Below are 23833 nucleotides of genomic sequence, written 5' to 3'. Positions count from 1 at the left end.
AATTAGGAGAAAGATAATAATGTGTAAAGATAACTTACAAGTTCTAAGTATTAATAACATAAAAAATTCATATTTAATTGGTTTTGCATTAGTTAACTTTATTATCTTTGGGTTTTATTTGTTTATGTATAAAGTTGTAGGAATTGCTGGACATATTCCTACTTATATGAAGGTTTACTTAATGATTTCATTAATATTGTGGTTAATTTTATATTTACAAGAAAAAGGAAAAATTTTCGCGAATTTTAATAGATATAACTATAAATCTAGAATAATTATTTATTTTATCATCAATATATTAGCAGGATATAATGTTCCTTATTTGATGAGTTCTGCATATGTATTTTTTTATTCTGGTAGTAAGGATAGTGTGTTTGAGTACTGGCTATTATTGGGTGCTATTATCTTTATTTCTTTACTAGGTTTGTTTTTATTTTGTTATTCTGAATTTGAGATATTTGGAAATCAACAAAATACATTCTTAAAATTGATAGGTATTTTAATAGTTATAGCTAGTTTAATTGGATTAATTTATGTATCAATAATAGCTCCGGCAGATTCTGAAGAAGGTAGAGTCATTTGGGTAGGGTGTATCTTTTTAATGTGTATACATATATTAGTAGGGAGATCTTTCTTTTATTTAGCTGTTTTAATTAATGACATTAAGGACGAAGGGCTAAAATTATAAGTTTGATTATAGTGACGAATTAATAGTAACTGTTAATAGATAAAAACTATCATTATAGAAAGATGTGAAGAAATGAATATATCAAAAAAATGGTTGTTAGTCATCATTATACCTTTAGCAATTGTCCTCATTATAGTTGGGATTTATTATTCATGGAAACTCAAAAAAGAAAATGAAATCAAAGATAGCTTTGCGAAAACGTTGAACATGTATCCAATCAAAAATTTAGAAGACCTATATGACAAAGAAGGATATCGAGATGAAGAATTTGATAAAGATGATAAAGGTGAATGGATTCTACAATCATCTATGGCAACACAAGGAAAAAATGAAGATTTAATATCAGAGGGTATGCTATTGAAAGTGAATAGAAATAAAAAAGAAACAAAAGGTTATTATTTTATAAATAGGTATAAAAATAATCCTGACAGTTATGAAGATGATGAAAGTGAAAAAACATATCCTGTAGAGCTTAAAAATAATAAAATTCATTTAAGCGAAAAAGTAGATAATAAGAATTTAGAAAGAAAAATAAAAAAATTTAAACTCTTTTCTCAATATGGGAATTTTAAAAACTTATCAAAATTAAAAAATGGAAATATAGAGATTAATCCTGAAGTACCAAATTATTCATTACAATATCATTTAACAAATCGGAACAATAATGTTAAGAAATTAAGAGATACTTATGATATTCCTACAAATAAAGCACCTAAATTAATATTAAAAGGTTCTGGTGATTTAAGTGGTGAATCTGGTGACGTAAAAACAATTGAGTTTGAATTTATACGCAATCAAAAGGAAACAGTTAAATTTTCAGATAGTATAAGTTATCAACCTACATATAACTAAAAATTAATTAAAGAAATTACTTTGTTATAGTTTATAGCAAAGTGATTTTTAATTTACGTATTAATGTAGTTTGATTAAGGGTCATTTAGTTTAGATTAGCTAAAAATGGCTTTTTATATTGATGATTGAACGTTTAATTGAAAATGCTAAACGGGTAATGTTTACAGATAGATGTCATGTTCTTAAGGAGAATGATTAATGAAACAAGCACAAGAATTAAAAAAGATGTTAATTCAAATAGATGGACAAAAATATGGTGCTTATAAACGTACAAAAGGGATGTATCAATTTGATGACTTTCGATTAGCTATCGACCATGTCCAAGTAGACCCTTTTGCGCCGCCTTCAAAAATGAGACTAATTATAGATAGAAAAGTAGTTGGCATACCCGATTACTTTTTAGATACAAAAGATAAACGTATTGCAGTTGCTGACTTTTTAACTAGAAATGTAGCTCGAAAATTAAAAAGCATATTATCAAAAGCAAAAGGACAACATAAAATCTTTATCGATCGTTGTGGTCAAGAGATGCTTCAACGCACATCTGTAGTTATTAATGATGACGTCATAGAGGTACGTCTAGAGGTAGGTCTACCTGCTACAGGACGTAAAATTTTAGGGAAAGCTGCAGCATCAACAACGACTCAAGTGTTACCACAAGTCGTTGATCAAGCGCTCAAATACCAACATATGGATCAACAAGCTTTAAAACACCAAATTGAATTGAAACTCAATCAAACATATATTAGACAACAACTAGATCAACAAAACTTAATCGCATTTGTCGCTAATGATTCCATATTACCTAGAAAAAATGGCGTATCAGATTGGCCGATGTCTCAAGCTATTGCATTTACCAGTCCAAAATCATGTGAAATAACAATGGAGGTACCATATGGTAAGCCTGTTGTAGGTATGGGAATTCCAAAAGGTATTACTTTAATCGTTGGTGGCGGCTATCATGGTAAATCTACCTTATTACAAGCACTCGAACGAGGTGTTTATGATCATATCAATGGCGATGGTCGTGAGTATGTAATTACAAATAATAGTGCGATGAAAATACGTGCTGAAGACGGTAGAAGTGTAGAAAAAGTGAATATTCGACCATTTATTGATCACTTACCTGGTAAGAAAGATACTAGTCAATTTTCAACTGATAATGCAAGTGGTAGTACATCACAAGCGACCAATGTAATGGAAGCATTAGAAGCACGTACTAAAGTATTATTAATTGATGAAGATACATCGGCAACGAATTTTATGATTCGCGATGGACGTATGCAGAAGTTAATTGCATCTGAGAAAGAACCGATTACCCCATTTTCAAATCGAGTGAAACCTCTGTATGATGATTATGATGTTTCAACAATTTTAATCGTTGGAGGTTCTGGTGATTACTTTGAAGTTGCTGATCAAGTATTAATGATGGATGAATATGTATTGAAAGATGTGACTCAAGAAGCTAAGGAAATTGCTCAAACAGCAGGATATGAACGTGAAGATACTTCTCATAAGACATTTGGTGAAATTCCGTCTCGTATACCTCTTAAAAATAGTTTTAATAAAAAAGGAAAAGATAGTCGACTTAAAGCTAAAGGACAACATGCAGTTATGTATGGAAAAGAAACGATTGATATTAATGGCTTAGAACAATTAGTAGATGATAGTCAGACTAACACACTCGCGATGATGATCGATTATATCCAACAACATGAATTAGATAATAACAAAATAATCAATGATATTGTTGATGATGTGTATCAACTTATTGAACATAAAGGTCTAGAAGCAATATCACATCATCAAGGTCATCCAGGTAATTTAGCATTACCTCGTAAACAAGAACTTATAGGAACATTAAACCGATATCGTGGGTTGAATGTGAAATAATAACAACATGCGCATGTATCAGATTGTACGTTATGTACTATGATAGCATGCGCATTATTTATGTATATCGATTGATTATCTTTTGAATGGTTTATTTTCATTATATTCTTCTTCTGTCATGAGTGAACTTTTTCTTTGAATGCCATAATCTTCGATATAAAACCGTTCACCAAGTTTTAAATAGGGCACAACAATAGCTCTGAATTTTACTCTTTTATAGAGAAGTGAAAAACCAATTTTAAAATACTTTTGACGCTCGAAAAGCCATAAATGATCTATTGAAATGCCATTAATTTGAACATCTTTAAGTAAAATTCGTACATTTCGTTTATATGGTAAATCACGATCTAATTTATTTTTGTATCCAATATATTCAAGCCTACCAGTAACAACCACTGATTTATTCCGAAAAGGTTTCAATTCCTCTCTTCTCACATGACCACCCCTTACTATGTCACTTATTATAAAAATAATATCACAAAATTATTGATTTTATTTATAAAATGAATTGTGAAAAGTAGATTGTAGCAAAAAACTCTTTATGTATATAAAAAAAGAATTGTAGTTAGAAAAAACTACAATTCACAATCCAATATATTAACATCAATTTTCTTCATTTTTAGCTTTTAATTCTCTAATCAAATAATAAATACTAATTAAAGCTATGATAATCATTGGTAGAGAAACAGATATACTAAAACCAGTAAATATGTTCCAGACAATCATAAATAATGCTAATAAAAATACAATAGTACAAGCAATTATCTCTAAATTACGCCACATAATTAAAACCTCACAATCCATTGATTTTTGGATATTTAACGAACGATAAGCATTAAACTTATAATATCATTATGAACTGTGTAGTTAAATATAGAGATTCTCCAAATGTTTTCAATCAATCTATTTAAAGAATTAGAGTGCAAAAAACATTGGTGGTTTGGCTTCGTAGTCTTTTTTATCAAGATGCTTTTGTTTAATAATATCGTTAGTATTTGTAGATTTATCCTCTTTTAAAAAGTAAGAATCTAATTTTTCAGTTAAAGATATGTCACCGTCAAATTGGTATTCTGTATCACTGAATATTGATGCAGTAAAATATAATGATTTATCAGAATTGATATAACCTTTAATGATATTTGCTCCCATGGGATTTGAGTATGTTTTAGTAATAGTTATATGCTTAAAATTAAATCCCTTCAAATTATAATTAAGATACAATTCAATTCGTTTCTTCTGAACATCGACATAATGTTGTTTTACATTATGATTATAAATTAAGAAACAACTAACAAGTAAAACTAAAATAATTGTACTCATCGCTAATATTTTCTTCATTTATTCACCTGATTTACTATATAACGTTAATTTTAATATTACCTATTTTATAAAAACAAAAACCTGTTATAACTACAATTTAAATTGAATAGGATTAATAATCATTTTTAGTATATCACTTATATTATTATTGATTTTTGTAAAAATACAATATTTATAATATTATTGTTTATATACAGTATACCTTTTATAAGGAGTGACTATTTAATGAGATTGTCCTGGATACTATGGTGGGTAGTATTAGTATTTGAACTTATTCTTTTTGCGGGTGCATCAGCATTTTTATGTATGAGAGAAATCGATGCCTCTGGAGCAGTTCAAACAGTGCAATTAAAATTAATTAACATAGCTATTTTAGGTGTATTTATGTTACTTCCATTTTTAATTGTACAATTAATTTGGTTGGTTATTAATATTATTTATTCCAAAAAGCAAAAGAAAAATATCAACGAGTATTAAATTAAGGTCTAGGGGAAACTCTAGACTTTTTAATGTTATTATATAGTTGATTTTGAAAAGTAGTTCTTACTAAAAATTTTCAATGATGATGTTTTAATCAAATGACATAGTTAGGAGAAATGATATGAAACATACAGCATTAATAATTGAGGACGATATTGATATAGCTCATATTTTATCTTTAACTCTTACAAAAATGGATATACATACAACGATTAACTATTCTGGTAGTGAGGCATTACAAACAATTCAAAATAAAGACTATGATTTAGTTATTTTAGATTTAATGCTTCCAGAAATGAGCGGCGAAGATTTATTGCCTTCTATTAAAGAAAAAACAAATAGCAAAGTTATTATAATATCAGCCAAAACAGATGTTGATGAAAAAGTGAAAATGTTAGAGTTAGGCGCAGATGATTATATGACTAAACCTTTTGATGCTAAAGAAGTCTCAGCAAGAGTTTCTGTACAATTAAGGAATTTAGAAAACACTCCTAAAAAAGAAAATTTAAAATGGAAAGATTTAACACTCGATTCATCCAAATATCAAGTATTTTATAAAAATATAGAAATCAACCTTACTAATTCTGAATTTGAAATTTTGAAATTGTTAATGAGTTATCCAGAAAAAGCATTTTCAAAACAACAAATATACGAAGCTATACAAGGGATATATTTAGGAGACGATAATACAATTAATGTACATATATCAAATATTAGAAAGAAAATTTCGCAATATACAAATGATATATATATTCAAACCGTATGGGGAATAGGATTTATGCTCATATAAAATCTTTATGATTTCTTTATATTTTGCTTAAAGGAATTTAAGACATATTTCGTTATATTAATTTTAGAAATAGCGAAGGAGATGAGTGCATGAATCCAGTTATAGAAGTAAATCAACTTTCTAAAAAGTTTAAACATAACTATGGATTATACCCGACTGATTTTAAACTTTATGAGGGAGATATCTGTGCGATTATTGGTAAAAATGGTGCAGGGAAATCGACTTTATTCAAATTATTAGCAAATCAAATTCATCCTACAGGTGGGTGTATTAAGCTATTTAACATAGATGGAAATAAAGTTAATAGCCAAGGAAGAAAACGAATAGGATTTATGATTGAAACACCTGACTTTATTCCGAATTTTAATGCATATCAAAATTTACATTATTTCAGTATTCAACGAGGTGTAACGAATAAAGAAAAAATAGAAAATATATTGGCACAAGTAGGTTTAAAGAACGTTACTAAAAAGATAAGACAATATTCATTGGGTATGAAACAAAGACTAGGTATAGCATTAGCGTTGTTAACTGGTCCTGACTTGTTAGTGTTAGATGAACCCATTAATGGATTAGACGCTGAAGGTATTAAAGAATTTCGTGATTTGATTTTAAAATTAAACAAAGAACAAGGGATTACAATATTAATTTCTAGCCATATTCTGAATGAATTACAACAACTTGCCTATAGATTTGTATTTATAGAAGATGGAAAGATTATAGAAGATATTAGTAAAGAACAGTTGCTTAACAAAGGTAAGCAACAACTTATAGTAAAAGTTGATAGTCCTGATGATGCTGTACGAATATTAGAACAGAATATCGATAATATTAAATATAAGGTACTACATAATAAAACAATTGCTATTGATCCCTCTCGTGTAGAAAGTAGTTATATTAATAAATTATTACTTAACAATGATGTTGCAGTTGAAGAGTTTAAGATGGAAACAACAAACTTAGAAGATTATTTCTTAAGCAAAGGGGGAAGTGATAATGATTAATTACATTAAAAGTGAATTATATAGAGTATTCCATAGCAAAGGTATCTATATTTATATCATTGTTTGTAATTTACTTATGCTTTTAGCAGCAGTGATTTTATTTTATTTTGATAAAATTGAACCTACTTTCCCATACGGAAATGCTAAATTTTTCTATGTTAACGTCGTTACAGCTGGTTTGCTTATTATGGTTATTGGTGCCTCTATGAATATGTTAGTAAATAGTAAACAGAACAAAGCATTAAATAAGATTTCAATCTCTTTTGATACTTCTGTTTCATCAATTTATTGGGGAAAGTTCGTTGTTTATATCATTACTTTTCTTATTTTAACGATCATTAGTGCTATAGTAACTGTAATATTAGGGATTGCTTTCTTTGAATATGATCAAACAGCACTAACAAATTATTTGTTGTCTTTAATAAATATGGCACCTGTAGTATTTGGTGGTCTTGCATTGGCGCACGCAATAAATAGTTTTCGTGTTAACTTAGCGATTGTTATTATTATTATAAGTATTTTTTACTATCAATCTTCAATGTTTATAGAATTATTAACTATTGCAAGTGATAAATTCGATGTTATTTATAACAATTCTCCTACAGAACTATTAGACACTAATTTCAAAAACTATGTGAATGAGTCTGTTGAATTGGGTATGCATTATTGGATAATCGGCTTAATACTGGGATTAGTTTTTTTAACAATCGGTTATTTATTTTATAAAAATAAAGAATTTACAGATTAAATTAAGGATGTAAGAAGATGATTATTAATATAATATTGGCTGTAGCGCTTATCATCATCATTTATAAATATATATTGTTAAAGTATGATGTTTCACAGCTCACAAAACAGTTAAAATATTTAAAAAAGCATATCACTTCAAATCAAACTGTACGAACTAATACGCATCATAAAGATTCTGTAAAACTCATAAAAGAAATTAATGAGAGTTTGACATCAATGAGAAATGAAGTGACTACATATAAGCAACATGAATTACTGTTAAATCAAGAAATTACTAATATTTCTCATGATTTAAGAACGCCATTAACTGCCATCAAAGGGTATACTAATTTATTACAAGATACCGATTCACAAGAAGACATTAAGAAGTATTTAAATATAATAAGTAATAAAACTAATAATCTTATTGCCATGATAAATTTATTTCACGAAATGACTAAATTAAATTCTGGTGATTATAGTTTAGATATAAAAGAAATCAATATTAATGAATTATTGAAAGAGCAATTTTTAACTTATTTCAGTCAATTTGAAAGTCAATCTATCGATGTAATATTTAAAGAAAGTCATCCTTATTTCGTAAAGGCAGATAACGTATGTTTAGAAAGAATATCAACTAATTTAATATCAAATATACTTAAATATGGTAAATCGTACGTAAAAATCGAGGTTTATGATGCACAAAATACGATTCAAATAGATATAAGTAATGACACGGATGAGTCTTTCAATATTGGTGAACAAACTAATATTTTCAAAAGATCACACACCCTTGATTTTAGTAGACATAACGGTAGTACAGGATTAGGTTTATATATGGTGAAAAGATTAGTTGAAATACAACAGGGCAATATATCTGCCAATTATCTAAATAATGAATTCACTATCACTATTCAATTGCCTAAATATGAGGCTTGATTTCTGCCATAGCTACAACATTATAATTTGAAACATGGGATAATCCCCGTTTTTTATAAAATGATTTGGTATTTTCTTGATTGTCAGTAAGACAGACTATTTGCATAACATCTTTATAGCGTTTTAATACTTTATCTATCAGGCTAGAACCAATACCTTGATTTTGATATTTAGTTTTAACAAGTAAATCTTGAATCAATACGATTGAAATACCGTCACCAACTAGTCGAATTAATCCTATAAGTTCAGTGTCATCCCACACTGATAACACATATAGTGAATGACTAAAAGCTTGGTTAAGTTTATTTAAATCGTAAGTATAGTTGAACCAACCGGCATCATTGTATAATTTTTGTAATTCTTCAGTAGGGATATGTTTAGAACTGATGTAACGCATTGTAAGCCCTCCTTATCCATATCATCATCCCATATATAAAACCTGTTCTCAACTTCAATTTGTTGGGAACAGGTTTATTTAAATCATTGCTCTTTTAACACGCCGTCTTTCATATGATAAACTTTATCGCAAAATTGTGTGAGACGTTCGTCGTGTGTAACGATGATACATGTTTTGTTTCGTTGTTTTGTTTGGTTTTCTAATATTTTCATGACGGCCATAGCGTTATCTGTATCGAGTAAAGCGGTTGGCTCATCAGCTAAAATGAGTGATGGGTCTGTAAATATCGCTTTAGCTATAGCAACACGTTGTTTTTGTCCACCTGATATTTCGCTCGGCAATTGATTTTCTATTTCAACTAATCCCAATTGTTCCAACAATGTTTGGTATTCTTCTTTATTAAGTGTGTCTCTTTTATATTTTTTTAATAACTGAAATTGCTGCTTTACCGTTAAAAAAGGTACTAAATTAGTCGATTGTAAAATAAATCCAATTTCTTTAATTCTGATTCGTGATAATGCTTTTTGGTTTAATTTAGAAATATTGTTATCGTTAATCCATATCTCACCAGATGTTGGTGTTTGTAACGCGCCAGCCATAGTTAAAAACGTACTCTTACCAGAACCAGATGGCCCAACAATTGCGATTAATTCACCTTGGTTAAATTTCAAATCAGTCGGTTTAACTGCTTCAATAATATGATTACCATCTTTGAAGGACTTTGTAACGCCTTTGAACTCTAACATAGCACACACTCCTTTCTATCCAATTGCTTTTAGTGGGTCGATTTTTCTAATAGATAATACTGAAAATAGACTTCCTAATAATGAAATAATGATAAGTACTAAGCCAAAAATTAATAACGTACCCATATTAAATTGTATAGGAACAGCATCTGGTAAAATAGTACTCGTTAATAGTGTGAGTACGAGTCCAATTGCAGTACCAATGACTGATAATATAAATGTTTGAGCAAGCACCATCTTTGCCAAATATCCATTCGTAAACCCTTGTGCTTTTAATACGCCAAATAACTGCGTTTTTTGAAGCGTCATAACATATAAAAAGACGCCGATCACAGTTGCTGAAATCACAAATAAGAAAGAAATCATAAAATTAAGTGTCATATTCTGAGCTTTATAACCCGGTAGATTTTCAATGAATTGATCAATTGAAACGCCTTCAAGGTCACTATCTAACTTATGATTTTTCCAATTTTTATCTTTAACTACAACAGCATTCGTTTGATCTTTAGATAAAGCTGGATTAATCTCTTCTATAGTTTTGTTGTTGGAAAAAATAACAGGAGATGCATTATATTTCGCACTTTCTGAGACACCAACAACTTTTAATTTTTCATCTGATTGTGATAATGACAATGTATCACCAATTTTAAAACCTTTATCTTTAAGCGTTTGATCTATGATTACCTCATTTGCTTTATTAACTTGACGGCCATCAACTAATTTGGGTATTAAAAATGAATCTGAAGTGACACCAAAGAGTAAAGCATTTTCTTCTTTATTATCATTTGAAACAATAACACCTTGTTGTTTTAAAGGTGTTGCTTCATTAAATTCATTACTTATTTTAGAACGATCAAATACTGATTGTTCAACAGTTTGATTAGCATCTTTGTTCAAAATAATGGCATTTGCATGCCACTTTTCAATGCCTTCTGTATTCATCTTAATTAAACCGTTAGCTAAGCCAGATAGTAAGAATAATAAATAACTTATGAGTACTAGAATCCCGATAATTAAGCTGAATTTGAGTTTATTTCTTTTAATTTCATTCCAAGCTAAGAACATACATACTTAACCTCCTTTTAAACATTAGTTCCATCACCTTTATTTCTTAAAGATACCATTTTTTAGAATGAAGTATAAGTTTAGATGATGACAAAAATTTAAAAATATCGATATTCAGGTATTAACCATATAATTAGTTAGTTGATAGTTAAAACTGATATAATAAAATCTCAATTGGATAACCTGAGGAGGTTAAATTATGAATGATAAAGTGTTAGTAACAGGCGGTACTGGATTTTTAGGTATGCGTATCATTTCTGAATTATTAAAAGACGGCTATGAAGTACGTACAACTGTACGTAAATTAGATAAAAAACAACAAGTAATCAAAACATTGCAAAATAACCATATCAATACTGATAAATTAGAATTTGTTGAAGCAGATCTTTCTAAAGATGAACATTGGAATGAAGTAATGCGCGGATGTAAATATGTATTAAGTGTGGCTTCTCCAGTATTTTTCGAAATTCCTGAAGATGAAAGTGAAGTCATTCGACCAGCGATAGAAGGTATTCAACGTATCTTAAGAGCAGCTGAAAAAGAAAATGTTAAAAAAGTAGTTATGACATCTAACTTTGGTGCAGTAGGATTCAGTAACAAAGATAAATCAACTATTACAACTGAAGAAAATTGGACAAATCAAGATGAACCAGGTCTTTCTGCTTATGAAAAATCAAAACTATTAGCTGAAAAAGCAGCTTGGGATTTTGTTAATAATAAAGACAACCAAATTGAATTTGCGACGATTAATCCAGTTGCTGTGTTAGGGAAATCAATGGATTCCCATGTCTCTGGTAGCTTTGATATGATTAAAAACATTATGAATGGATCAATGAAACGTGTGCCAAATGTACCTTTAAATGTAGTTGATGTCAGAGACGTTGCTCGTTTACACGTTCTAGCAATGAAATCAGACGATGCTAATGGTAAACGATTTATTGCTTCTGCAGATGGTCAAATTACCTTAGCAGAAATAGCTAAATTAGTGAAAAATAAACGCCCTGAACTTTCAGAAAAGGTATCAACTAAAACTTTACCTAACTTTGCAATTAATATTGGTGCTTATTTCAACAAAGAAGCTAAAGAGGGTAAATTACTATTAAATATGAATAGAAATATAAGTAATGAACGAGCTAAATCTATTCTTGGTTGGCGTCCGATTGGTTCACAAGAAGATGCAGTACTAGAAGCAGTAGATAGCATGGCGAAATATAACTTATTTTAATTAAGACAAAGAAAATAGAGAGCAGACATCATTTTGATGTTTGCTCTCTATTTTTTATTTCCCAAGTAATTTAACAACACGTTGTTGTTGTTCTTTACCATCTGGATCGGCTTTTGTTTTTAATTGAGTAAATGTTTCTGACCATTCAGAAGTACGTGTACGAATTGGTGGCTCATTCATTTCTAATGTTTTAAGGATAACTTCTGCAACCTCTTCAGATGTCTGAGAAGATCCTGTTCCATAATTTTCCTTCAAACCACCTAAATATTTATCAAGAATTGGTTTGTATTCGTCGTCTTTAAGACCACCCGTAGACTGAAGTTGTGACATCACATTATTCGTGAACTCTGATTGAATGCCACCAGGTTCAATAACGGTAAACTTAATATTAAATTTAGGTTGAACATAACTCGCCATAGATTCAGTGTATCCTTCTACACCGAACTTCGTTGCACAGTATATTTCATTAAACGGTTGCCCAACTAAACCACCTACAGAAGAAATGTTAATAATACGACCATCTCTTTGACTTCTCATAGTAGGTAATACTGCTTTAGTCATACGAATAACACCCATTAAATTTAAATTCACTTGCCACATAATTTCTTCATCAGTAGCGAGTTCTGTTGTTTTGACAAAACCTGCACCTGCATTATTTACAAGAATATCAATGCGACCTTCAGTTTCAACAATATCATTCACAACTCGATTAATATTGTCTACATTAGTGACATCTAAATGTTTAGTATATATATCTAAGTTTAATTCTTGTGCTTTGTTAATTAAATCCTCTTGCTTTTCAAGATTACGCATTGTTGCATATACTTTATAACCATTTTTAGCTAATAAAATAGATGTTTCAAATCCTAATCCAGTTGATGCGCCAGTAATTAATGCTACTTTTTGATTCATGAATAAATACCCCAAGTTTCTATTTTTTAATTGAACTTAGTTTACTTTGTTATTGATAGAATCGCAAAGATTTAAGACCAACGTTGTTCAACTTTACCAAATTTCCAAATCAATGTAGAAATTAACCATGTGATTAAGAATAATGCGACTAAAATATAGCCTAAATAATCAAATTGTATAGATTCAATAAATGACCAGAAGCCTCCAGATAATTTAAATTTGTCAGCCATTATTTGTAATAATTCGATTAAACCAATGATTAAGGCAGCAATTACTGAAATAGTCGTAATCGTAATATTGTAATAAATTTTACGAATAGGATTGAAAAATGCCCAATTATACGCTGATTTCATAATGACACCGTCTAATGTGTCTAATAAACTCATTCCTGCTGCAAATAAAATCGGTAATGACAAAATACCAATAAATGAAATAGCTTGTTGAGAAGCACCTGATGATAAAGCAAGTAATGCAATCTCACTAGCAGTATCAAAGCCTAAACCAAATAAAAATCCTAATGGTAATACATGCCAACTTCGACTAATGACTTTAAAATAAGGACCAACAAATCTTGTAATAAATCCTCGAGATTCTAATAAATCATTGATTTCTTCGTCATTAACTCCTTTTTGTTTTCGCAATTTCATAAACAGTTGAACTAAAGACACTAGAATTATAAGGTTTAATACGCCAATTAAAACTAGGAAAAATCCTGATACTAAAGTACCAATTGTGCCACCAATCTCTTGGAAATGTGGTAGCTCGCTTTTAGCCCATTTTACGGAAATACCTAGTAAAACTGCCATTAAAAATACAACAGTTGAATGTCCAATTGAGAAGTAAAATCCAACACCTACTGGATCACGTTTCTGTTGAATTAACTTTCTAACGGTATTATCAATTGCTGCAATGTGATCAGCATCAAATGCATGACGCAAACCTAATGTATATGCCAATATACCCATGCCAAATAAAATATGGTGGTCTTTACCTGCAAACCACAAAAAGCTAAACCCAATGATATGAAGTGCAATTACAATACTTATGTATGGCAACCAACTTAATGATTGTCGATTCATGAATTTCAAAATAATACCCTCTTTCCAATAAATATGCTAATTAATCATACTCTGATTATTGATAACCTCAAAGAAAAATTGATTCGTATAACAAAACTGTTATGGAGAAAATACATATAATTTATTAATTTTTTAAATATCGTGCATATTAAATGACATCTATGACTATACGTTTAGCTAACTATTGAGTTAGGTATTGTAATATTGATAAACATTTTAAATAAAGGAGAGATGAGAAATGACTGAACAAAATGGTTGTGTTAAATGTGGTCATACTGAAGTAGAAGAAGGGACACTCTCTGCGACAGGCTCAGGTCTATCTAAAGTATTTGATTTACAGCATAATAATTTTAAAACGATTACTTGTAAAAACTGTGGTTACACTGAATTTTATAAAGACACTAAAAATAATAAAATGGATATCGTTGATTTATTCTTTGGTTAAATTTAAAGTACAGGGTAAATTTAATATGATATTTGAGTAGCGTGTATGATATTCATACACGCTGCTTTTTAATATAAACAAACTATTGTTTTTTCTAGGTGATTATTAGTAGACTGATATTATTACTATTTAAAAGAGTGAAGGGAGGACTTTGATGAGTAACGAATATAAAAAAGGGATATTTTTCGCGTTAGGCGCATATGTATTATGGGGAATTTTACCGATTTATTGGGAATTGATTGATCAAATCGGTGCGTTTGAAATTTTAGCTTTTAGAATTATCTTTTCTGCAATATTCATGGTTTTAATTTTGATTGTAGGAAAGCATCAAAGACAGTCCTTTATGAGAGATGTGAATCAGTTAGTATCACATCCGATACAACTTTTAGCAATTATTGTTGCTGGTTACGTTATTACAGTTAACTGGGGTACATTTATATGGGCAGTTACAAACGGCCACGTATTACAGTCTAGTTTAGGCTATTACATTAATCCGTTAGTGAGTATTTTATTAGCATTGATTTTCTTAAAAGAGAGATTCAATAAATTTGAATGGCTAGCCATTTTATTCGCATTTATCGGCGTACTTTATATGACATTGAAAGTTGGAGAATTTCCAGTTGTTTCACTCATGTTAGCATTCTCATTTGGTATTTATGGACTACTTAAAAAAGTTGTTCATATCGATGCGATTAGTAGTATTGCGGTAGAGTGTATTGTTACTGCACCTGCAGTACTAATTTATGTAGGTTATTTATGGCAACAACATCAATTAACGTTTGGTATGAATATGTCTTCATTCTGGTTACTGTTTTCAGGTGCCATTACAGCAATCCCTTTAATTTTATTTTCTGCGGGAGCTAAACGTATCCCATTATCTTTAACAGGATTTATACAATATGTTGGACCAACGATTATGTTTGTTCTAGGCATATTCTTGTTTAATGAACCATTTGATGTTCATCAACTCATTACATTTGTCTTTATATGGATAGGTATTATTTTATATAGTATCTCTCAATATTTAAAAATGAAAAGAAGACCAATTACTTAATAAAAAAGTCATCACCTTAACACTGTTTCGAGTGAGTAAGGTGATGACTTTTCTTTATTTTAAAGGATTAAAATATACCTAAAACTTTCATCCATAATGAACCTAAACCAATCCATATAATGAAGTAAACAAAGCCTAATACGATGTTCATTGTCCACCAACGTTTTTGTGTAATGTAACCGGAACCGAAAAGAATTGGTGCAGGACCACTACTATAATGTGTTGTTGAAGCCATTAAGTTACCGAAGAAACCAAGGATCAATGCACTGAATAATGGTGGCGCTCCGGCTGCTACGGCAATACCTAATAATGCTGCATACATTGCACTCACATGTGCAGTTGAACTTGCGAATAAATAATGTGAGTAGAAGAAGAACAGTATTAATAACACAATAACAATTGGCCAACTTAAGCCATGTAAACTTTGAGCAATTACTTTACTTAACCATGGGATGAATCCAAGTTGGTTTAATTGATCAGCCATTAATACAAGTACTGAGAACCAAACCAATGTATTCCATGCCCCTGTTTCATTTAATACATCTTTCCAAGTTAAGACACCTGTAAGTAAAAGTAAGCCTAAAGCAATAAATGCTGTTAATGTAGCATCTAAATTAATAAAACTTCCTATCATCCATAACACTAATGCAATGACAAAGATAGCTGCCATAAATTTTTCAGCAAGAGAAACTGAACCCATTTTTGCTAGTTCGTTTTCTGCCCAATTTTTAGCATTTGGTGTTTCTTTGACTGTAGGTGGGTACATTTTATAAATAATAAATGGCACTACAATGAGTGAAACTAATCCAGGAACAAGTGCTGCTAAAAACCAATTCATCCATGTTATATGTACATGAGCAGTTTTTTCAGCTAAGTTTTGTGCAAGAGGATTCCCAGCCATTGCGGTTAAGAACATTGCAGCAGTAATCAGATTTCCTTGGAATTCAGTGAAAATCAGGAAAGCACCCATTTTTCTTTCTGTGCCATCTTTTGGTGTTGAGCCAAATGATTCTGAAAGGGATTTAATAATAGGGAACATGATGCCACCAGCACGAGCAGTATTACTTGGAGTTGCCGGAGCTAATATTAAATCAACACCTACAAGTGAATATGCTAGACCAAGCGTCTTTTTACCAAATAATTTTACGAATTGTAGTGCAATTCGACGACCTAACCCAGTTTTGACAAAACCTCTAGAAATGAAGAAAGCCATCGCAATCAGCCATATACTCGTATTCCCAAAGCCTTGCACAGCCGTCTTAATATCGACTACGCCAACTAATACAGTTAATGTAAAACCAATGATTGATACTGCACCAATTGGCATAGGTTGAGTGATACATGCGATAATCGTAGCGACAAATATCGCAAACATATACCAAGCTTGTGTATCTAATGAGTCAGGCTTGAGAGGGGTTAAAGCCCAAATCAGTAAACCAACAACAATTGGTAAAATGAATTTTTTATATTTTATTGAGTTTTCCACAATAAGTGTCCTTCTTTCTGTAGAGAATTCATATGTACAACATCAGAATAATCCTAATTGAAATTAATGTACAGAGGGATTTTAAATTTAATCGGTAAGTGATATAGCATATATGTCTAAAACGTTAAAAACTGATTTCACACCGTTGTGAAATCAGCTTAAATTTAGTCTAATTTAGTTGTTTTTTAATACACGTGCCATTTCTTCCATTTTACCAGCATGAAGTGGAATATGGATGGCATTTAACATTAATAAACCTTCAACAGTTGAGAAACCAGCAATCGGTTGATCTAGTTCTATAGATAATTGTTCATCTGTTAATTTTCTTGCACGTTCAGGAATTGTTTTAATATCATTTAAGATACTTTCTATATCAGGAACGTCACCGTCAATGTTGGACCAATCTGCAGGTTTAGAACCTGGCGCAAATAGTTTTCTATAAAGATCTAAATCTACGACATTTTGGTCACCTTTAGATAAAGCATTTTCGAAAACAGTTAATACATGACCCAATTGCCAATGTAAATTATTAGGGAATACGTCGCTATCTTTATCTAATACGTCTTCAATTTTCCAATCTTCGTACATATTTAATAAATAATGAACTCCTGTATCTATAACATCATATACTGTGTTAGTCATATTAGTTATTCTCCTTTGTATAAAAATTATACTTATCATTCCAGTAATGTTTACCCGTAATTAATAAGTTGTATGCATTAGAAGCTTGTACAGTTGTAGGATATTTATAGTAAGATGATATTAAGAAAAGTAGCTAAAATAGAATTATAAGGTGGTAACTTGATGTATAAGTATAAAAAAAGGAATCCTTTTTCAACCAAAGCATCTGTTGTATATGATGAAACTAATCAAGACATAGCTTATATTCGAAAAGTTTATAATAATCCAATACAAAGGTTAATCAGTATTTTAACGTTGTCGTTACGTTTTAGAAAATATGAAGTTCGTAATCATGAGGGTAATGTGATAATTAAAGCAAATGCTAAATCCATGCTAGATAGTAAGCATTTTGCATTGGATTACTATCACGATAATACGCAACAAAAAGTATTGTTTGATAAAAAGAGTAGTGGAAGTAAAGATACGTATGGCATTATTAAACTCAATGATAGGATATTGAATATTTATGCCGATGAAAATCAAAATGCATATATTAAAGATGCGAAATTAGATACAGATATTGCAAGTTGGAAGCAAGTAGGAGACTATGCAGAAGTTCGAGCGGGAAAAGATTCATTTTTCCAAGAACATACTTTATTATGTATTGCTATGCTTCATATTTTTGCTGATAATCATGTTAGACGTCAAAAAGCATGGTCATTGTTAGGACCACCTACAATATAAAATAGCAAAACCGGAAATGAATGTGCTTTTCATTTCCGGTTTTTTCTTATATGTGACACTAATGTGTTTCGCCTAAAGCTATTTTTAAATCAGGTGAATGGTCGATGGATTTAATAGCAGCGGTTAATCCTTGGACAATTGTATTTAAAGACATGGAAGGTGTGCCGGGTTTGTTAGTAACCTGCTCTGGTAAATAAGGGACATGGATAAATCCAAATAATAAATTAGGGTATTGTGTCGCATTTAAATATCCTAATTGATACAAGATATGATTACATACAAATGTTCCTGCAGTATTCGAAAGTTTAGCGGGAACTCCATTATTTTTTATACTTTCTGTCATACGCTTAACAGGTAAATTTGAGAAGTAAGCGGCAGCTCCATTTTTTCGTATAGGTATATCTATAGGTTGGTTCCCATCGTTATCTGCAATTCGCGCATCATCAATATTAATTCCAACACGTTCAGGCGTGATTTCTGCGCGTCCTCCAGCTTGCCCAATAGCAACGACAGCATCATAGTGCTCTGAGTTTAATTTTTGCTCAATGACCTCAATAGCTTTATGAAATACAGTAGGAATCTCTATTTTAGTGATGTCATGCTCCCCGATTTGCGAAGGTAATTGGTTGACCGCCTCCCAAGAAGGATTCATTTCATTACCCTCAAACGGATCAAATCCAGTGACCAATATTTTCATAAAAATATCCCATCCAATCGAAGTAGTTATTTTAATAAATCATAACATGAGTTAGCTATATTTATTAAAAGTAAGTCAGACAAAAAATTAGAACAACAATCTTAAGAAACTAATTTAGTAGTCAACTTTTAAAAAATGAAAAAAGTGATTTTCATATTAATTCACATGCTGACACGTAGTATTATGGCGAGACTCCCGAGGGAACAGTACTAGTTGAAGACCTTAGAAATACTTACGGATTTATCCGTTCAGTATTTCTGGCTGAAACTGTACCCTGGGAATGGGAGCCAATAATACGAAGTATTATAAATAAGCCAGTCAATGAATTAAAAAAATTCATTGACTGGCTTTTATTTTTTGATATATATTCGAAATTTTTTATTCTAACTCAATATTAATGTGACTAATTCTTCTGCGGTTACTTTACCGAAATAGAAGTTTAAATCAATATTGTTAAGACAATCGAGTAAATCACTTTTGACCATGCGAGTACCAATCAATTGGTCTTCTACATCCTTAATATCACCTTGACCGAAGAAATCACCAAAGATACTGCATCCTTCTATACGATTTCCGGCAATTGATAGAGAAATATCAATCGTGCCACATGCGAAGCGGTCGTTACGATTATATTCATAACGTGGAGAACGACCATAGTTCCATTCCCAATTATCATATTTTTCAGCTACTAATTGATCAATACCAGCCCAATCTTCATCTGTTAATTCATAACGTTTAGAATCTTTGATATCATCTATACCCATTAATTGCGTAATAATAAGATCTTTAAAGTCTTGAATCGTGATATTTTGATATTCTGGTGAAAGTGAGTCCCTTATGTTACCTACACGAGCGCGTACGGATTGAATACCTTTTGATTCAATCTTTTTGCGATTAGGGTTAAGTGATTTAACCATTGCTTCATAATCAACATCTAATAGTAATGAATAGCCACCATAAATACGTTTGTTAATAACAGTCATTGCCGCACCAGAAACTTTTTTACCATTGAGTGCTAAATCATTACGTCCACTTTGAATAACATCAGTAGCACCTAAATTATGTAATGCTTCAATCGCTGGACGGTAAAATTTTTGAAAGTCTCCATAGATAGATGTGTCTTGTTCTAAAATACAACATACATTCACTGCGCCTTCATCTACGTAAACAGCGCCACCACCAGTATCTCTACGTACGACTTTAATATTATTATCATCAACATAGTCTTGGTTTAACTCAACAGCAGTATTTTGAAAACGTCCAATCTCTATTTTAGGTTTGCAATAATAAGGTAATAGAATGTCTTCATCTAAGAAAATGTTTTGGTTTACATATACTTGCATCGCAAGATTTACGGCGCCATCAGCAATGTATTCGCCGTTTCGAATAGGTTCAATTAAATACATATTTTTAGCTCCTAAGTTGTTAATTTTTGTTGTGCATCTGTAATTAATGTCGAAATATCTTCAGTTAAATGAATTGTTTTATCTTTAATTGTATTTGGAATGCGATAAGCCTTTTTATTTAAAGTCATAAAAATAGCGTCTGGGTTTTGACGTGTCATGCGTTGGAATGGATGTTTCACAAATTGAGGTGTCGTATAGCCGATACCAATTTCTAAATACAATACTTTACCCGTTTGATGTGCTTCAAGGAAAGCATTATAACGGTCTAGTTGTGCATGGAAATCTGCATCTTCTACCATGCCAACTTCTGCTTTACGTTTATTAATTTCCATAGGGGCATCACATTTAGGACAATGAGGAATAAGTTCCCAAGGAATTTTCATATCTTCTTGTTTGGCTACCATTTCACGAATGGCATCATCATCACGATAAGTCTGTGCATGGCAGTGTTGACTACATTGCCATAAAATATATTCACCTTGAATATGAAATACTTTATTTAAATCATAATTAGCTACGAGAAAAGCATTATCAGCGTTTGTTGTAATGATGTGGTAGTCTTTATCTTTTAATATATTTTTAAGTGCTACATAAGAAGCGCCGACTGGTTGATCTAAATAATTGAGTTTGACAAAGCGACTTTCAAACGCCCAATATTCTTGCCAACTACCATATGGATATAAACTGGCTTGAAGCATATCGAAGAAGTTATATTTTTCGATAAAATCAGGAAAATTAGACGTGAAACGTTCTCCAACATATGTAAAACCATCTGATGCGGACATACCCGCACCGATACCGATAACCACTGCATCGGCTTCATCGATGGCTTGTGCTAAAATGCTTGATTGTGATGCTTCGCTTTGAGCAAGTTGGAGCGCTTTCCAATTAGTTTGATTCATAATGACTAAGCGCCTCCTTATATAATGCGTGGTCTTCATTAGTAAAGACGTTGAATACAACTTTTAACGATGACTGAGATTCTTTTAAATAATCTAAAACTGTTTCAATAGCAATATTACACGCTTCCTGTTGAGGAAAACCAAAAACACCGGTAGATATACAACAGAAAGCGATATGTTTCATGTCGTATTTATCAGCTAATTTTAAACAATTAAGATAACTATTAGCCAACAAATCTTTATTCATTTGAGAAACAGGCAATTTACGAACTTGAGGTCCAACTGTATGCAAGACATACTGTGATGGAAGATTATAAGCAGACGTTATTTTGGCTTTGCCCATGCCTTCCTTACGACCTTGTTCTTCGATAATATCATGACATGCTAAACGAAGTTGTACACCTGCTTTAGTGTGAATGATATTGTCTATACAGTTATGATTTGCTTGCATACAGCCTAATAAACGACTGTTTGCAGCATTCACAATACCATCTACCTTAAGACGAGTAATGTCACCTTGCCATAAATAAATATTGTTTCCTAAAATAGGTGATAATTCATTGATGTTAACCGGATTTTCATTATTTAAAGTGCTTAAATACGCATCTTGTATTTTAAGAAATTCATCGTCAATTGGTTTAGGTGATCGTACATTCACTAATCCTCTAAACAATTCCCATTGGTCTTGTTCATTAGATGGCATGTTAAAAGGCTTATCACCATGTGCTTCTTGCCACAGATAGTGAATGAGATAGTGTAGTCGCTCTTGTTGTGTCTGTATCATTTATGCCTCTGGTAATGCATTGAATGCGTCTTCGTCAACATCTTCTAATTTAACTAACCAATTGTCTTCAGGTTTTTCAGAATTTAAGATAGCAGGTTCATCTTCTGCTTTAGTGTTACGCTCAACAATTGTTCCTGCAAGAGGTGATTGAACATCTAATACTGTTTTAGAAGCTTCAATACTTACAATTTCATCATTTTTCTCGACTTTATCTGGAGACATGAATTCTACATAACCAACAGTACCTACGTCATCTTGTAATTCTGGAGTCATATAGTACACGTATTGATTTCCTTCTTTTTCAACTTTGATATAATTTGCTAATTTAGCCATTTTGCATCTTCCTTTCAATATTTATAAATATGCTTGTGCTAGTAATTCGATAGTACGGCAACGATTATCAATACCTGGTAAAAGTGGAACAATTAACACTTCATCTGCATTAAAATCTTCAACCATTTTATCTAGTTTTGGTTTAACAGTATCAATTGTACCAGCTAATATCGAAGCATGTGTATCTTGTATTCGTGTTCGGTCACGGTCGGATAATTGATATGCTGCTGCTGTTTCAGGAGAAGGGAATTTATCGAACTCTGAAAAGTTTTCCTTTCCTAATAACCAGACATCTAAAGCTTGTTGTAAGTTGTAAGCTTGTTCTTCTGTATCAGTAACGATAGTGAAAACAGTGATGATGACTCTTGGTTCCATTTGTAATGATGTTGTTTGAAAGTGATTATGGTACGTTTGAATACTTAACTTACTTGATTGAATAGCAGCTTCGTTAGGTAATAAAAATGTACCTAAGACAAAGCCCATACCTTGTTCTGCTGCCATCTTAGCTGAACGTTGACTCATAGCTAGTAACCACATATCTGAATGATGTGTAATTTGTGGTTGTGCAACAATAGATGGAAAACGCTGTTCCGCTGTTTGATCCGTTATATATTGTCTGATATCGATAATGCTTTGTTGATAATCTAGATAATCAGCTTTATCTTCATCCATAGCACGTTTGACTATAGGCGTCCCCACATTATTACCAATACCTAAGTCGACACGATTAGGATAAAAATTTTCTAACATACGAAAGTTTTCGGCCACTTTATAAGGACTATAGTGTGGAAGCATTACGCCACCAGACCCTAACTTAATATGTGATGTTTGTCCTAACAATTGCATGATTAATAGTTCTGGACTACTACATGCAAAGGCAGGCACATTGTGATGTTCTGTAATCCAAAAACGTTTGTAATTTAATTTATCAGCCAGTTTAGCTAATCGGACTGTATCATCTAAAGCTTGTTGTGCATTTTTTCCTTCATCAATCATTGCATAATCAAGAATACTTAGTTCCACCAAAGACTCATCTCCATCTTACTTCCGTTTTATATACCCATCCTTATTGTAACTGTCATTGCCCTAATTTGTTAAATTTTTGGATTAAAAAATAAAAAATAATTGTTAAAGTATATTCGTACTAAAAGCGCCATAGTTAAAATATAAAAATCATATTAATGGGTGACACAATTTCTTAAATTGATTATTGGGCATGTTAGTGATACGTTGAGTTTAATA

At 31.1% G+C, this 23833-nt stretch carries 28 protein-coding genes; 12 read left to right on the top strand and 16 right to left on the bottom strand.

Going from position 1 to position 23833, the window contains the following annotated elements; all coding sequences use genetic code 11:
• The first annotated feature begins 19 nt into the window (after positions 1 to 19).
• From N524_RS0108180 to N524_RS0108170, 3 genes are all read left to right on the top strand, one after another.
• The gene (locus tag N524_RS0108180; protein ID WP_029056232.1) at positions 20 to 688 is read left to right on the top strand and encodes a DUF5079 family protein; all 669 of its coding nucleotides are present in this window, start codon (positions 20 to 22) and stop codon (positions 686 to 688) included.
• Positions 689 to 760: 72 nt separating this feature from the next.
• A complete protein-coding gene (locus N524_RS0108175) occupies positions 761 to 1540 on the top strand; it encodes a tandem-type lipoprotein (protein ID WP_029056231.1) in 780 nt (259 codons plus the stop codon).
• 198 nt (positions 1541 to 1738) lie between these two features.
• Positions 1739 to 3433, top strand: a complete 1695-nt coding sequence (locus N524_RS0108170; protein ID WP_029056230.1) for an ABC-ATPase domain-containing protein — start codon at positions 1739 to 1741, stop codon at positions 3431 to 3433.
• Between the two features lie 75 nt (positions 3434 to 3508).
• Here N524_RS0108170 and N524_RS0108165 read toward each other — a convergent pair whose 3' ends face one another.
• From N524_RS0108165 to N524_RS0108155, 3 genes are all read right to left on the bottom strand, one after another.
• Positions 3509 to 3868 carry a hypothetical protein gene (locus N524_RS0108165; RefSeq protein WP_017638046.1) on the bottom strand — a complete coding sequence of 120 codons (360 nt, stop codon included), beginning with the start codon at positions 3866 to 3868 and terminating at the stop codon, positions 3509 to 3511.
• A gap of 168 nt (positions 3869 to 4036) precedes the next feature.
• Positions 4037 to 4216, bottom strand: coding sequence for a hypothetical protein (locus N524_RS0108160; RefSeq protein WP_017638045.1), 180 nt, complete (start codon positions 4214 to 4216; stop codon positions 4037 to 4039).
• 132 nt (positions 4217 to 4348) lie between these two features.
• A complete protein-coding gene (locus N524_RS0108155) occupies positions 4349 to 4771 on the bottom strand; it encodes a DUF1433 domain-containing protein (RefSeq protein WP_037555661.1) in 423 nt (140 codons plus the stop codon).
• 207 nt (positions 4772 to 4978) lie between these two features.
• Here N524_RS0108155 and N524_RS0108150 point away from each other — a divergent pair, with 207 nt between their 5' ends.
• From N524_RS0108150 to N524_RS0108130, 5 genes are all read left to right on the top strand, one after another.
• Positions 4979 to 5230: a DUF3923 family protein gene (locus N524_RS0108150; RefSeq protein WP_017637895.1), complete on the top strand. Its 252-nt coding sequence runs from the start codon at positions 4979 to 4981 to the stop codon at positions 5228 to 5230.
• Positions 5231 to 5354: 124 nt separating this feature from the next.
• On the top strand, positions 5355 to 6023 hold the full coding sequence (locus tag N524_RS0108145) for a response regulator transcription factor (protein ID WP_029056228.1): 669 nt from the start codon (positions 5355 to 5357) through the stop codon (positions 6021 to 6023).
• Between the two features lie 89 nt (positions 6024 to 6112).
• Entirely contained in the window at positions 6113 to 7027 is a 915-nt protein-coding gene (locus N524_RS0108140) for an ABC transporter ATP-binding protein (RefSeq protein ID WP_017637893.1), read from the top strand.
• Positions 7020 to 7775: an ABC transporter permease gene (locus N524_RS0108135; RefSeq protein WP_029056227.1), complete on the top strand. Its 756-nt coding sequence runs from the start codon at positions 7020 to 7022 to the stop codon at positions 7773 to 7775. The genes N524_RS0108140 and N524_RS0108135 overlap by 8 nt, the downstream gene beginning before the upstream one ends.
• Before the next feature lie 17 nt (positions 7776 to 7792).
• Positions 7793 to 8695 (top strand): sensor histidine kinase, encoded by a 903-nt coding sequence (locus N524_RS0108130; protein WP_029056226.1) that lies wholly within the window; start codon positions 7793 to 7795, stop codon positions 8693 to 8695.
• On the opposite strand, the gene N524_RS0108125 is transcribed toward N524_RS0108130, so the two are convergent.
• The 3 genes from N524_RS0108125 to N524_RS0108115 all read right to left on the bottom strand — a co-directional run bounded on the left by N524_RS0108125 (position 8679) and on the right by N524_RS0108115 (position 10903).
• Positions 8679 to 9092, bottom strand: a complete 414-nt coding sequence (locus N524_RS0108125) for a GNAT family N-acetyltransferase (protein ID WP_017637310.1) — start codon at positions 9090 to 9092, stop codon at positions 8679 to 8681. The two genes, N524_RS0108130 and N524_RS0108125, sit on opposite strands and share 17 nt — an antisense overlap.
• A gap of 83 nt (positions 9093 to 9175) precedes the next feature.
• A complete protein-coding gene (locus N524_RS0108120) occupies positions 9176 to 9838 on the bottom strand; it encodes an ABC transporter ATP-binding protein (RefSeq protein ID WP_029056225.1) in 663 nt (220 codons plus the stop codon).
• Between the two features lie 15 nt (positions 9839 to 9853).
• On the bottom strand, positions 9854 to 10903 hold the full coding sequence (locus tag N524_RS0108115) for an ABC transporter permease (protein WP_029056224.1): 1050 nt from the start codon (positions 10901 to 10903) through the stop codon (positions 9854 to 9856).
• Positions 10904 to 11102: 199 nt separating this feature from the next.
• Between N524_RS0108115 and N524_RS0108110 the strand changes: the two genes are divergently transcribed.
• Positions 11103 to 12128, top strand: a complete 1026-nt coding sequence (locus N524_RS0108110; RefSeq protein ID WP_029056223.1) for an SDR family oxidoreductase — start codon at positions 11103 to 11105, stop codon at positions 12126 to 12128.
• A gap of 54 nt (positions 12129 to 12182) precedes the next feature.
• On the opposite strand, the gene N524_RS0108105 is transcribed toward N524_RS0108110, so the two are convergent.
• Positions 12183 to 13040: an SDR family oxidoreductase gene (locus tag N524_RS0108105; protein WP_029056222.1), complete on the bottom strand. Its 858-nt coding sequence runs from the start codon at positions 13038 to 13040 to the stop codon at positions 12183 to 12185.
• 71 nt (positions 13041 to 13111) lie between these two features.
• Entirely contained in the window at positions 13112 to 14119 is a 1008-nt protein-coding gene (locus tag N524_RS0108100) for a HoxN/HupN/NixA family nickel/cobalt transporter (protein ID WP_037555666.1), read from the bottom strand.
• Between the two features lie 238 nt (positions 14120 to 14357).
• Here N524_RS0108100 and N524_RS0108095 point away from each other — a divergent pair, with 238 nt between their 5' ends.
• Positions 14358 to 14564, top strand: a complete 207-nt coding sequence (locus N524_RS0108095; RefSeq protein WP_029056220.1) for a zinc ribbon domain-containing protein — start codon at positions 14358 to 14360, stop codon at positions 14562 to 14564.
• A 154-nt stretch (positions 14565 to 14718) separates the two neighbouring features.
• Positions 14719 to 15618: an EamA family transporter RarD gene (gene rarD / locus N524_RS0108090; protein WP_029056219.1), complete on the top strand. Its 900-nt coding sequence runs from the start codon at positions 14719 to 14721 to the stop codon at positions 15616 to 15618.
• Between the two features lie 67 nt (positions 15619 to 15685).
• Here the strand turns inward: rarD and N524_RS0108085 are convergent, their stop codons facing one another.
• Both N524_RS0108085 and N524_RS0108080 read right to left on the bottom strand, forming a co-directional pair.
• A complete protein-coding gene (locus N524_RS0108085) occupies positions 15686 to 17104 on the bottom strand; it encodes an anion permease (protein WP_029056218.1) in 1419 nt (472 codons plus the stop codon).
• A gap of 174 nt (positions 17105 to 17278) precedes the next feature.
• Positions 17279 to 17746: a bacillithiol transferase BstA gene (locus N524_RS0108080; RefSeq protein WP_029056217.1), complete on the bottom strand. Its 468-nt coding sequence runs from the start codon at positions 17744 to 17746 to the stop codon at positions 17279 to 17281.
• Between the two features lie 162 nt (positions 17747 to 17908).
• On the opposite strand from N524_RS0108080, the gene N524_RS0108075 reads away from it, so the two are divergent.
• Positions 17909 to 18469 carry a tubby C-terminal domain-like protein gene (locus tag N524_RS0108075; protein ID WP_017637300.1) on the top strand — a complete coding sequence of 187 codons (561 nt, stop codon included), beginning with the start codon at positions 17909 to 17911 and terminating at the stop codon, positions 18467 to 18469.
• Between the two features lie 58 nt (positions 18470 to 18527).
• Here N524_RS0108075 and pcp read toward each other — a convergent pair whose 3' ends face one another.
• The 6 genes from pcp to N524_RS0108045 form a co-directional block, all read right to left on the bottom strand.
• Positions 18528 to 19166 (bottom strand): pyroglutamyl-peptidase I, encoded by a 639-nt coding sequence (pcp, locus tag N524_RS0108070; protein ID WP_029056216.1) that lies wholly within the window; start codon positions 19164 to 19166, stop codon positions 18528 to 18530.
• A 383-nt stretch (positions 19167 to 19549) separates the two neighbouring features.
• Positions 19550 to 20572, bottom strand: a complete 1023-nt coding sequence (locus tag N524_RS0108065) for a lipoate--protein ligase (protein ID WP_029056215.1) — start codon at positions 20570 to 20572, stop codon at positions 19550 to 19552.
• Positions 20573 to 20583: 11 nt separating this feature from the next.
• Positions 20584 to 21474 (bottom strand): SIR2 family NAD-dependent protein deacylase, encoded by an 891-nt coding sequence (locus N524_RS0108060; protein ID WP_017637293.1) that lies wholly within the window; start codon positions 21472 to 21474, stop codon positions 20584 to 20586.
• Positions 21461 to 22258, bottom strand: a complete 798-nt coding sequence (locus N524_RS0108055; protein ID WP_029056214.1) for a protein-ADP-ribose hydrolase — start codon at positions 22256 to 22258, stop codon at positions 21461 to 21463. The genes N524_RS0108060 and N524_RS0108055 overlap by 14 nt, the downstream gene beginning before the upstream one ends.
• Complete coding sequence (locus N524_RS0108050; RefSeq protein WP_029056213.1) at positions 22259 to 22591, bottom strand: glycine cleavage system protein H; 333 nt, start codon at positions 22589 to 22591, stop codon at positions 22259 to 22261. It lies immediately after the preceding gene.
• A gap of 21 nt (positions 22592 to 22612) precedes the next feature.
• Positions 22613 to 23617: an LLM class flavin-dependent oxidoreductase gene (locus tag N524_RS0108045; protein ID WP_029056212.1), complete on the bottom strand. Its 1005-nt coding sequence runs from the start codon at positions 23615 to 23617 to the stop codon at positions 22613 to 22615.
• Positions 23618 to 23833 lie beyond the last annotated feature (216 nt).

This window comes from Staphylococcus sp. URHA0057, from assembly GCF_000620265.1.
Lineage (GTDB): Bacteria > Bacillota > Bacilli > Staphylococcales > Staphylococcaceae > Staphylococcus > Staphylococcus pasteuri.
This window is presented reverse-complemented; position numbering and strand designations above follow the sequence as displayed.